Origin of the sequence: Polaromonas sp. UBA4122, assembly GCA_002381615.1 — a bacterium.
Lineage (GTDB): Bacteria > Pseudomonadota > Gammaproteobacteria > Burkholderiales > Burkholderiaceae_C > Polaromonas.
Window position 1 is genome coordinate 1 of record DFWY01000073.1, and the last position, 11,970, is coordinate 11,970.

General features: G+C 61.2%; 8 protein-coding genes. 3 read left to right on the top strand and 5 right to left on the bottom strand.

Going from position 1 to position 11,970, the window contains the following annotated elements; translation table 11 throughout:
- Positions 1–382: 382 nt before the first annotated feature.
- Together B3F77_RS09385 and argF are read left to right on the top strand one after the other, a co-directional pair.
- Positions 383–1,597, top strand: a complete 1,215-nt coding sequence (locus B3F77_RS09385; protein ID WP_293604701.1) for an aspartate aminotransferase family protein — start codon at positions 383–385, stop codon at positions 1,595–1,597.
- Positions 1,598–1,599: 2 nt separating this feature from the next.
- The gene (argF, locus tag B3F77_RS09390; RefSeq protein ID WP_293604702.1) at positions 1,600–2,532 is read left to right on the top strand and encodes an ornithine carbamoyltransferase; all 933 of its coding nucleotides are present in this window, start codon (positions 1,600–1,602) and stop codon (positions 2,530–2,532) included.
- 206 nt (positions 2,533–2,738) lie between these two features.
- On the opposite strand, the gene B3F77_RS09395 is transcribed toward argF, so the two are convergent.
- The 5 genes from B3F77_RS09395 to B3F77_RS09415 form a co-directional block, all read right to left on the bottom strand.
- Positions 2,739–3,491: an SDR family oxidoreductase gene (locus tag B3F77_RS09395; RefSeq protein WP_293604703.1), complete on the bottom strand. Its 753-nt coding sequence runs from the start codon at positions 3,489–3,491 to the stop codon at positions 2,739–2,741.
- Between the two features lie 414 nt (positions 3,492–3,905).
- Positions 3,906–5,372 (bottom strand): ArnT family glycosyltransferase, encoded by a 1,467-nt coding sequence (locus B3F77_RS09400; RefSeq protein WP_293604704.1) that lies wholly within the window; start codon positions 5,370–5,372, stop codon positions 3,906–3,908.
- Positions 5,372–6,388: a glycosyltransferase family 2 protein gene (locus tag B3F77_RS09405; RefSeq protein ID WP_293604705.1), complete on the bottom strand. Its 1,017-nt coding sequence runs from the start codon at positions 6,386–6,388 to the stop codon at positions 5,372–5,374. The genes B3F77_RS09400 and B3F77_RS09405 overlap by 1 nt, the downstream gene beginning before the upstream one ends.
- Before the next feature lie 728 nt (positions 6,389–7,116).
- Entirely contained in the window at positions 7,117–8,325 is a 1,209-nt protein-coding gene (locus tag B3F77_RS09410; protein WP_293604706.1) for an FAD-dependent monooxygenase, read from the bottom strand.
- On the bottom strand, positions 8,322–11,297 hold the full coding sequence (locus tag B3F77_RS09415; RefSeq protein WP_293604707.1) for an aconitate hydratase: 2,976 nt from the start codon (positions 11,295–11,297) through the stop codon (positions 8,322–8,324). The genes B3F77_RS09410 and B3F77_RS09415 overlap by 4 nt, the downstream gene beginning before the upstream one ends.
- Positions 11,298–11,458: 161 nt before the next feature.
- Between B3F77_RS09415 and B3F77_RS09420 the strand changes: the two genes are divergently transcribed.
- Positions 11,459–11,970, top strand: a 512-nt coding sequence (locus B3F77_RS09420; protein ID WP_414702990.1) for a U32 family peptidase, incomplete at its 3' end; no start/stop codon positions are given.

Below are 11,970 nucleotides of genomic sequence, written 5' to 3' on the forward strand. Positions count from 1 at the left end.
ATCTGACAAGCGCAGGCGAGTCGGGATCAATGGCTCCACGCGCTTCCAAATCTCTTCAGTGACTTCCCATGATTTCGCTTTTGTCATCATCCCTCCACACGCGGTCGTCGCGCATGGAAGACCATTATCATTTATTTACGGATAAGTTCTTAATCCCCATACCCGCCCCGAATCCGGCAGCCCGATTTACCGCGTCGACATGTCCTGCCTTTAGCTCTTCTTTCGCTCTTATGTTGGCCCTGCCTTCTAACCGCCGCCCCTCTCCATTGCTGTGATGCACTATCGTCACAAAGGCCACAAGGTCTGCGCCTAAAATCACTTCAGACCCGCCCCGTTTATCGTGGCCTCCTGTTTTTTCGATATTGTCCCCGGAGTTTTCTCAATGACCGCTGCCCTTCCCGGCCACATCGAAGCCGCATCCCCCCACGTGATGAACACCTACGGCCGTCTGCCCATAGCGCTGTCGCATGGCCAGGGTTGCCGCGTCTGGGACGTGAATGGCAAGTCCTACCTGGACGCCTTGGGCGGTATTGCCGTCAATACCCTGGGGCATAACCACCCCAAGCTGGTGCCTGCCCTGCAGGACCAGATTGGAAAGCTCATCCACTCGTCCAACTACTATCATGTGCCGCTTCAGGAAACGCTGGCGGCCAAACTGGCGGCGCTGTCCGGCCTTGAGAACGTGTTTTTTTGCTCAACCGGACTGGAAGCCAACGAGGCTGCACTGAAGCTGGCACGCAAGTTTGGCCACGACAAAGGCATAGAAAAACCTGAAATCGTGGTCTATGAGATGGCCTTTCATGGCCGCAGCATTGCCACACTAAGCGCGACGGGTAACCCCAAGGTGCAGGCCGGCTTCGGCCCGCTGGTCGAAGGCTTCATCCGCGTGCCCCTCAACAATATCGAGGCCCTGAAAGCTGCCACCACTGGCAACCCGAATGTGGTCGCCGTATTCTTTGAAGCCATTCAGGGCGAAGGCGGCGTCAACAGCATGACGGACGAGTATCTGCAGCAGGCGCGCAAGCTCTGCGACGAACGCGACTGGCTGCTCATGATCGACGAGGTGCAGTGCGGCATGGGCCGCACCGGCAAATGGTTTGCGCATCAGTGGGCCGGTATCAAGCCCGATGTGATGCCACTCGCCAAAGGGCTGGGTTCGGGCGTGCCAGTTGGCGCGGTGGTGGCTGGCCCCAAAGCCGCCCATATCTTTGGCCCCGGCAACCACGGCACAACCTTTGGCGGCAACCCGCTGGCCATGCGGGCCGGCGTGGAAACCATACGCATCATGGAAGAAGACGGCTTGCTGGCCAATGCCGTCAAGGTGGGTGACCACCTGCGGGCAGCGCTGGCCCGCGAGCTGGCCGGTGTGGAGGGCTTCAAGGAAATCCGCGGCCGCGGACTGATGCTGGGCGTTGAGCTGAGCAAGCCCTGCGGCGAACTGGTCAAACGCGCCGCCGACAACGGCCTCCTCATCAGCGTCACAGCCGACACCGTGATCCGCCTGGTGCCTTCGCTCATCATGACCACGGCGGAAGCCGATGAAGTCGTGGCCATTTTGTGCCCACTGATCAAGCTGCTGCTGAAAGAAAACGCATGACTATGGCAATTACCCCGACCCCCCTGAAGCATTACCTCCAGTTCAGCGACCTGAACGCCAGCGAGTACGCCTACCTGTTTGAGCGCGCCGCGCTCATCAAGAAAAAATTCAAGGCCTACGAAAAGCACCAGCCGTTGATTGACCGCACGATGGTCATGATTTTCGAGAAAGCCTCCACCCGCACCCGCGTGAGCTTTGAGGCCGGCATGTACCAGCTTGGCGGCACTGTAGTCAACCTCACCACCGAAGGCAGCCAACTGGGCCGCGCAGAGCCGATTGAAGACAGCGCCAAGGTCATCAGCCGCATGGTCGATCTGGTGATGATCCGTACCTTTGAGCAAACCAAGATTGACCGCTTTGCCGAACACTCGCGCGTGCCGGTCATCAACGGTCTGACCAATGAATTCCATCCCTGCCAGATTCTGGCCGACATCTTCACCTACATCGAGCACCGCGGCTCCATCAAGGGAAAAACGGTGGCTTGGGTGGGCGACGGCAACAACATGGCCAACACCTGGCTGCAGGCCAGTGAACTCCTCGGCTTCAAGGTCCATCTCAGCACCCCGGGAGGCTACGAGGTGGACCAGTCCATCGCGGGGATTCGCTCGGCCGAGAGCTATAAAGTCTTCAGGGACCCCATGCAGGCCTGCGCTGGCGCCGACCTGGTCACCACGGACGTGTGGACCAGCATGGGCTATGAAGCGGAGAACGAAGCGCGCAAAAAGGCCTTTGCCGACTGGTGTGTAGACACCGAGATGATGCGCGCCGCCAAACCCGACGCCCTCTTCATGCACTGCCTGCCCGCGCACCGTGGAGAAGAAGTCGAAGCCGACGTGATTGACGGCCCGCAATCCGTGGTCTGGGACGAAGCGGAAAACAGAATGCACGTGCAGAAGGCACTCATGGAGTTCCTTCTGCTCGGACGGGTCGAATGAAATTCGGCCTGGTGGCGCGTTAGCGCCAGCATTCTGTTTCGGCGCAGACTCATGTGCGCGCAACGCACCTAAAGCGGCGGCGAGCCGCGTGCCGTAGCCAAAACTGCATGCATGTGCAGAAGGAACTTATGGAGTACCTTTTGCTGGGCAAACTCAGCTAAAGGTCAGCGCAGCGCACGCAGTGAAAAGCGCGGGGGTTTAACTATCTAACCACGCCCCACAAACGGCATCTTCGTGGCCATGATGGTCATGAACTGCACGTTGGTGGACAGCGGCAGCGCCGCCATGTGCACCACCGCATCGGCCACTTCCTTCGCGTCCATCATGGGCTCGATGGCGATCTCGCCGTTGGCCTGGGGAACGCCTTTGGCCATGCGCGCCGAGAGCTCCGTCATTGCATTGCCGATATCAATTTGCCCGCAGGCGATGTTGTATTTGCGGCAATCGAGCGATATCGATTTGGTCAGGCCCGTGATGGCATGCTTGGTGGCGGTGTAGGGCGCCGAATTGGGCCGTGGCGCGTGGGCCGAAATCGAGCCGTTGTTGATGATGCGGCCACCCTGCGGCACCTGGTCCTTCATCATTTTGATGGCGCCCTGTGCGCACAGGAAGGAGCCGGTCAGGTTGATGTTGACCACGTTTTGCCACTGCTCAAAACTGAGGTTTTCAAAATTGACCGGCGGCGCATTCACGCCGGCATTGTTGAACAGCACATCAAGGCGCCCAAATACCTCTTTGATTTTGGCAAACAGGGCAGCGACCGACTCGGGCCGGCTCACATCGGTGGCTACCGGCAATGCGCGCTCAGTGCCCGACTCTTTGGCGACTTCATTGAGCGGCTCAATCCGGCGCCCGGCCAGTACCACGCGGTAGCCCTCACGCAGCAGCGCCAGCGCAACCGCCTTGCCAATGCCGGTGCCTGCGCCGGTAACGAGTGCAACCTTGTCGTTCGAATTCATGTTGTGCCTTTGTCTCTGTATGTAGATGAAATTGAGTAGATGAAGCAGTCAATCAACCGATCAATCAGTAGTCGATCACTGCCAGCCCTGTGGATTGTGCCCGAGCCTCACTGGCGGCGCTTCTTTTTCCTGGTTCAATGAAAAAAAGTCAACAACAGATTTTCTCGTTCCTTCCGCTGAAAGGCTCCCTGCGAATTGGGAAGTGGCTACAAAGTGGGTGTCACGCCGACGCACAGTGTGGTTAACCTCGTGAGCAATGCGCCTTGACCCTGACCCAGTTCCCTTGCCGCTCAGAAATTGGGATTCCCGGCTTTTGGTTGTTCGACAAAAAGGGCTCAAGCCCGGCATGTCGAGCGACCTCGGCGGGAATTTTGCTGCAGTGACAACGTCAGCAGTTCCCGCAGAGGGCGTTCTTTACGACACAGCATCCGACCTCCAACGCATCAGCACCCGATGGCCGCGTCGAGCGACTTCCCTGAATTGATCCCTCATTTCCTGCGGGATCGCATACAACTCGTCCAAGGACATCACCACCAGTACCGAGGTGGCGGGTGGCTTGGTGATCAGTTCCGTCAAGTCTGCCAGCCGCTGCGCTCGACCATCCGAGTAGAAGGATCCCGAGAAGGGAACCTCACCAAGGAAAAGCAGCGGTTCACCCGGCTGCGCTTGCGCCCGGTAGTCCATGACCAGTGACTTGGCGGACTTTTCAGTCGTATAGCCGCTGTTCAGTATCCAACCAACCCAGACTATCAGCATGGCGGTGCTTACCCATACGCCAGCCACAAGGATCCACTCGGCTCGCTTGTCCATGCTTGGCTGTGACGTCCATTGGGCCACCAAGATAGCCAGCGCTGGCAAGGCCGGCAGCACATAAGTCCACAGAATGTTTCCCGACATGGTGAAAAACACGCACGGCCACAAGCCCCAGAGCAACAGATACCCGTGATAGCCGTCCGACATGCCGCCAGAGGCAGGCCTGCCACCTTGTCTGCGGCGAATGACCGCCAACAATGTCAACAGCAGCGGCCAAGGTAGAACTGCGACAAGGGCAAAGTACCAGATGCCGCCGCGCGTAAACGCATGCGCGCTGCCGTACTTGTCGCCGGTCCAGCCAGCTGTCACAAACCGGTGCCAATGCTCGCCCACCAAGAAATAGTTCAGGAAGCCTGGCGTGCGATGCTCCGCCATCATGTACCACGGCAGCGAGACGACCAGCACCAGGAGCGTGCCCCTTAACCAGGCGATGCGCCTCCAGGCCATATGCAGGCGCCGATACCAGAGCAGCCAGGCCCCGATCGGCACGCAGCACAGGACCAGCGCCACCGGTCCCTTGGCCAGCAGCCCGATGATGAAGCCGAGCGCCATGATCAGCTGCGAGCGCCTACCGTGGGGGTCGTCGTCGCGCATCGCACCCCAGAATCCGACCATGACCAGCGTCGTTCCCAGCGCCAGCGCCATGTCGGTAATGACCGCACCAGCGGAGACCATAAACAATATGCAGCCGCTCAGCAAGGCCAGCGCATGCCAAGCGGCGCGCGAGGAATGGTACCGGGCGTGAAACCACACCGCAGCGCCGACCGCTGCCGCGAGAATCAGCTGCGGCACGCGGGCACCGAACTCGTTGAGACCGAACAGCTTGAAGCCCAGGGCCGTGGCCCAAAACGACAAGGGCGGCTTTCCCCAGAACGGCTGGTCGTCGGTGAACCACGGTGTGATCCAGTCCGAGCGCTCGACCATGCGGCGGGCAATATCGGCGTAGCGCGCCTCCGACGTGTCCATCAGCGGGTAGAACACCAGCGTGACCAAGCGCGCCAGCACAAACACCGCCAGTGCCCACAGCAGCATTCGCGATGGCGTGGCGTCTGTTCGTTGGGTATTCATCAGCCCAGCCTCCCGCACAATGACTCGGCCTCTGCAGGCTCAGGTGGAATTTGCTCGTCGATGAGGTACAGCGGCCTTCGCTTGGTTTCCATGAACATCCGCCCCAGGTACTCGCCCAGTATGCCCATGCAAAGCAGCTGTAACCCGCCAATCAACAGGACGGCAACGATCAGCGTCGGAAAGCCGCGCACCTGCTCACCCAGCACGACGGCCTTGACGATGTAGAAAAACATCATCGCAAAAGCCGCCCCCGCGCTCAACACTCCCGTCAGCGAGGCGACGCGCAACGGTATCACGGAAAACGAGGTAATCCCCTCGATGGCAAGCGACAACAGCTTTGCATAATTCTGCTTGATCGGCCCGGCTGCGCGCGCGTCGCGGTCATAAACTATCGTGACCTGACGAAAGCCCACCCAGGCAAACAGGCCCTTCATGTAGCGATTGCGCTCGGGCAAGTCATTCAGCGCCTTTACGGCGCGCCGGCTCAGCAGGCGGAAGTCCCCCACGTCCTGCGGGATGGGAACGTCGCTCAGACGGTTGAGCGTCCGGTAGAACACATGGGCGGAGAACTTTTTGAACCAGGTCTCCCCGGCGCGGTAACGTCGGCGCATGTTCACGACGTCGGCGCCCTTGAGCCATGCACTCACCATCGCCGGAATGAGCTCGGGCGGATCCTGCAGATCTGCGTCGATGAGGACTACACAGTCCCCACGCGCGCTCTGCAGGCCGGCAGTCAACGCCAACTCCTTGCCGAAGTTGCGCGAAAACCTCACCAGGCCGATGCAGGGATCGGTTAGTCGAAGCTGCTTGACAAGGTCGGCTGTCTCGTCCGTGCTGCCGTCGTCCACATAGATCACCTCATGAAGGATATCAAGGCCAGCGAGCACGCTCGCGAGACGCCGATGCAGGATCGCCAGCACAGCAGCCTCGTTGTAGGCTGGCACAACCACGCTCAACAATTGGCCGTGACGTAGCAATGCCGCAGGCACGTCATTAGTTTCAGTATGCAGAATCACGCAAATCTCCAGTGGCAGTTTAGGTGGCCGGTCAAGTACAACACGAGCAGCGTGGCGATGGCCTGCGCCATCAGATAGTGAAGCCCTGCGGCACTGCCTGCCCATACGATGGTACTGTGCAAAAGGGAGCCCAACCCCGCGCCACCACCAAAAAAAGGGGAAGCGCCCAGGGTTGCGCGGACGGTCGGCAAACCTGATCGCGCGCTGCCCGACAAAAGCTACGCTCGCGCCGACACCGATAAAGGTCGCCACCGTGGGTTCAGCATATGACTCGCGATACCAGTCTCTGTCGCCCGGTCCTATGTAACACAGGTAGATATGTTACAGACATATGCGCTCTGACGACAATCGACGGGCACAGGGTGCACAACCGTCTGCCATGGGGGAATCCCCCATACCCCGGACTTCCTGTTTATCAATGAACAGCCTCGTGTGTATGCCAGTGCCAGATTGCCCATAGGGAAGGTCATGTGCCGCTGCTGTGCTGCCCCCCGAGTTCAAGGTAGACGACTGCAAGCTATGGCTGGCGGAATAATTCAGCTGGTCAACCATGCCCTCGACGGCCTGCACGCGTGCTGCTGCGCACCGCGCGTACCGCCAGCCAGTCCTTGGCATCATTTACGGCTGTAGCGCCCGAAACACTTGCGTTACTAGCTACAAAAAACATAGTGCTTGTCGGCATAGACAGTCCCAGTGTGGACCCCGCCACCCTACCGAGGGCGGTTGACTCAGGGCCCCTGATACAGCCATGGCAGGTCCAGCAGGCGCTCGCCCAGCAGGCGCAGCGACGCGTCACGCCCCCAGCGCAATACACCTCCAGAGTGGAAAATGAGGCCATTGCGCATCGATTGCGCCTGCACGCGTGCGCAACGCGGCCAGCGGTTGTGCGCATAGCGCTGCAGCAACGCCGACACATCGACGGCGGGGTCCAGCCCCTGGCCCAATGCATGACCCAACTCGGCCGCGTCTTCAATCGCCATGCCGGCGCCTTGCGCCAGGTAAGGCCGCATGGGATGCGCGGCATCGCCCAGCAAGGCCACGCGGCCCTGGGCTTGCTGGTGCGCGCCGCTCATGGGCGGGCGGTCGCACAGCCCCCACAGGCGCCATGCGCCGCCAGACTCAGCGCCGCATTCGGTCACGGAATGAATCAGGTCGCGCAGCGGCACCGACGTGAGCGTGAGCGCCGCCTGCAGGTCGGCTGCATGGGTAGCGTGGTCCCAGCTTTCCAGGTCGCGCGTGACCTGGCCGTGCATGATGGCCACCACATTGAGCCATTCGCCACCGCGCACCGGGTACTCCACGACGTGCAGCTTGGGGGCCAGCCAGACCGTCACCTGCTGGCTGCGCAGCCGCTCGGGCAGGCTGGCTTGCGGCAGCATTGCGCGGTAGGCCAGGTGTCCCGTCACCCGTGGCGGGCCGTCGTTCAACAGCAGTTCGCGCACGCGACTCCACAGGCCATCAGCGCCGACGAGCGCATCGCCTTCAATCTCCAGGCCCTCGGTGGTTTTGAGGGTCACCACCGGTCCGCTGTCCGCATAGCTGGCCAGCGCGCTGTTCAGGTTGAGCCACACGTTGCCACGATCCTGCACGGCTTCAAGCAGCAGACCGTGCAGGTCGGCGCGGTGGATGGTGACGTAGGGCGCGCCGTACTTCTGCACCGCACGTGGGCCCAGCGGCAGCACGCCGAGTTCCCGACCCGAGACGGCATCGCGCACCTGCAGCCGGTGCGGAAACGCCGCCACACGCGCCAGTTCGGCCTCCAGCCCCCAGCCGTGCAGCACCCTGACGGCATTGGGACCCAGCTGAATACCGGCGCCCACCTCGCTGAAGGCAGGCGCCCGTTCAAACAGGCGCACGTCCCAACCTGCCCGCGATGTGGCCAGTGCCGCCGCCAGCCCGCCCAGCCCGCCACCGGCTATCAGTGCCTGCCGTGTCATGCTGCCAGCAGTTGCCGAAGCACGTAAGGCAGGATGCCACCGTGGCGGTAGTAGTCCACCTCAATCGGCGTGTCCACGCGCAGGGTCACCACGACTTCCTGGCGCGACCCGTCGGCACGCGTGATGACCAGTTTGGCCTCGCTCTGCGGCTTGAGCTCGGGGTGCGGAATCACGTCAATGATTTCCGAACCTATGAGCTTCAGGGTATGCCACGACTCGCCAGGCTTGAACTGCAGCGGCAACACCCCCATGCCGACCAGGTTGCTGCGGTGAATGCGCTCGAAACTGCGCGCCACCACGGCCTTGATGCCCAGCAGTTGGGTACCCTTGGCCGCCCAGTCGCGCGAGGAACCTGTGCCGTATTCTTCACCGGCAAAAATCACCGTGGGCGTGCCTTCGGCCATGTAGGTCATGGCGGCGTCGTAGATGGGCATCTTCTGGATCACGCTGTCAGTCGTGCGGTGGGACGGGTGGTACAGCGTCACACCGCCCTCCTCGCGCGAACCGTCGGCACCAGCGGGAATCATGAGGTTTTTGATGCGTACGTTGGCAAAGGTGCCGCGCATCATCACGTCGTGGTTGCCGCGGCGTGCACCGTAGCTGTTGAAATCAGCTTTTTGCACCCCGTGGGCCTGCAGCCACAGGCCTGCGGGCGAGCTGGCCTCGATGGACCCCGCTGGAGAAATATGGTCTGTGGTGATGGAGTCGCCAAACAGCGCCATGATGCGCGCGCCCTTCACGGAAATCGCATTATTTTTGCCTGTAGCGCCCGTCCCATCTGCGTGATCCGCTTCCATTTCAATAGCAAAGTCCTTGAAAAACGGCGGCTCGGCAATGTAGGTGCTGGCGGGCCAGGTGTACGTTGTGCCGCTCACCCCCCTGATCTTTTCCCAGAGCTTGCCCGGCTCGGTCTTGACCTTGGCGTAGTTGGCCCGGAAAGCCTTGCCATTCATGGCGTACTTCATGAGCTTTTCAATCTCTTCGCTGGTCGGCCAGATGTCGCCGAGGTAAACGCTTTTGCCGCCCTTACCCTTGCCAACGGGCTCGCTCATGAGGTCGCGCATCACTGTGCCGGACAGGGCATAGGCCACTACCAGCGGCGGGCTGGCCAGAAAGTTGGCCTTGATATTGGGATGAATGCGGGCTTCGAAGTTGCGGTTACCCGACAGCACCGCCGCGCACACGAGATCACTCTTGTTGATGGCCTCGTTGATCTCGGGCGTCAGGTCACCCGAATTTCCGATGCAGGTGGTGCAGCCATAGCCGGCCAGCGCAAAGCCAAGCTTCTCCAGATAAGGCAGCAGGCCGGTTTCCGTGAGGTATTCGGTCACGATGCGGGAACCGGGCGCCAATGAGGTCTTGATGTGCGGCTGCACCTTCAAGCCCGCCTCCACCGCTTTCTTGGCCAGCAGGCCGGCGGCCAGCAGCACGCTGGGGTTGGAGGTGTTGGTGCAACTGGTAATGGCGGCGATCAGCACATCACCATTGCCCACCGTCACACCCTGCGCGGCCTTTGAATCCTTTGAGGCCGCTACGGCGACGTTGGCTGTGTCGGTGGTCCGCTCATGCGCCATCGCCAGCGTGGGGCGGTTGCTCTCCATCTCAACCACGGAGCGTGCAGCGCCCACCGGTGTGGGCGGCGCGGCGGGTAAGGTGTCCAGGCGCCCTGCGTCTGTGCGGCGCACAAGGTGGCGCGTGTTCAGCATCGCAGCGGGCTGGTTAAAGCCACTCTCGGCATTGGGCTTGCTGAACAGCGAGGCGAACTGGCTCGCGACCTGGCCCAGCTCGATGCGGTCTTGCGGCCGTTTGGGGCCCGCCAGGCTGGGCGTGACATCGCCCAGATCGAGCCTGACCACCTGCGAGTAGTCAATGTCTCCCGCCTTGGCCACGCCGAACAGGCCTTGCGCCCGGAAATAAGCCTCAAAGGCTTCAATCTCGGCCTTGGTTCGCCCGGTGCCCTTGAAGTAGGCTATCGTCTTCTCGTCAACCGGGAAGAAGCCCATGGTGGCGCCGTATTCGGGTGCCATATTGCCGATGGTGGCGCGGTCGGGCAACGCCAGCGTACGCGTGCCTTCGCCAAAAAACTCGACAAACTTGCCCACCACTTTTTCACGGCGTAAGGTTTCGGTCACGCGCAGCACCAGGTCGGTGGCGGTTACACCCTCGCGCAGCCGACCGCTCAGCTCAACACCCACCACGTCGGGCGTCAGCAGGTAAACCGGCTGGCCCAGCATGGCGGCCTCGGCTTCAATGCCGCCCACGCCCCAGCCGACCACGCCGATGCCGTTGATCATGGTGGTGTGGCTGTCGGTGCCAACCAGCGTGTCGGGGTAATAAATGCCCTCAGCACCGCCTTTGCGCTGGTGGACACCGCGCGCCAGGTATTCCAGATTGATCTGGTGCACGATGCCAAAGCCCGGCGGCACCACGCGAAAAGTGTCAAATGCCTGCATGCCCCATTTCATGAACTCGTAGCGCTCGCGGTTGCGCTGGAATTCGAGCTTCATGTTCAGGTCCAGCGAATTCTTTTTGCCGTAGTAGTCCACCATGACGGAGTGGTCCACCACAAGATCCACCGGCACCAGCGGCTCGATCGATTTCGGGTTTTTTCCCAGCCGCACGGCTACGCTGCGCATGGCGGCCAGGTCGGCCAGCAGCGGCACGCCGGTAAAGTCCTGCAGGACAACACGCGACACGATAAATGGAATTTCTTCGGTACGGGCTGCGTTGGGCAGCCAGTTGGCCAGCTGCTCCACATGCCCTGCAGTGACCTTTTTTCCATCGCAGTTGCGCAGCACCGATTCGAGCACGATGCGCAGGGACACCGGCAATCGCGCAACCTTGGGAAACTGCCTGGCCAGTGCCGGCAACGAGTAAAACTTGCCTGATTTGCCCGAAGCCGTTTTAAAGTTCTTAAGGGTCGAGGCGAAAGCGTGTTTCGCTGAGCGCGCGGGGGTGGGCGATTTGGCCATGGCAAACTCCTTTTATTGAATCAGCAACCCCGATTCTGGCACTCGCCGGGCTGCTCGGGGGAGCAATGCAACGAACCCTGTTTGACAGGCGCGAGCTTTGGCGCCACGCTGCGCAAGGCGGCCAGCTCCGCCAGCAGCGGCACACCGTGGACAATAGAGGCATGACGCTCAAGACCCCTGAATTGCTCCTGCCTGCCGGCTCGCTGGACAAAATGCGTGCGGCCTATGACTTCGGCGCCGACGCGGTATACGCCGGTCAGCCGCGCTACTCCTTGCGTGCGCGCAACAACGAATTCCGGCTGGAGCAGATCCAGATCGGCATTGAAGAAGCCCACGTCCGCAACAAGAAGTTTTTTGTCACCAGCAACCTGCTGCCGCACAACGACAAGGTGCGCACCTACCTGCGCGACATCGAGCCGGTGATTGCCATGAAGCCCGACGGCCTGATCATGGCCGACCCGGGCCTGATCATGATGGTGCGCGAAAAATGGCCCGAAGTGCCCATCCACCTCTCGGTGCAGGCCAACACCGTGAACTGGGCAGCTGTGAAGTTCTGGCAAAAGGTGGGCGTGGTGCGCATCATCCTTTCGCGCGAGTTGAGCCTCGACGAGATCGAGAAGATCCGCCAAGAATGCCCCGACATCGAGCTCGAAGTGTTCGTGCACGGCGCGCT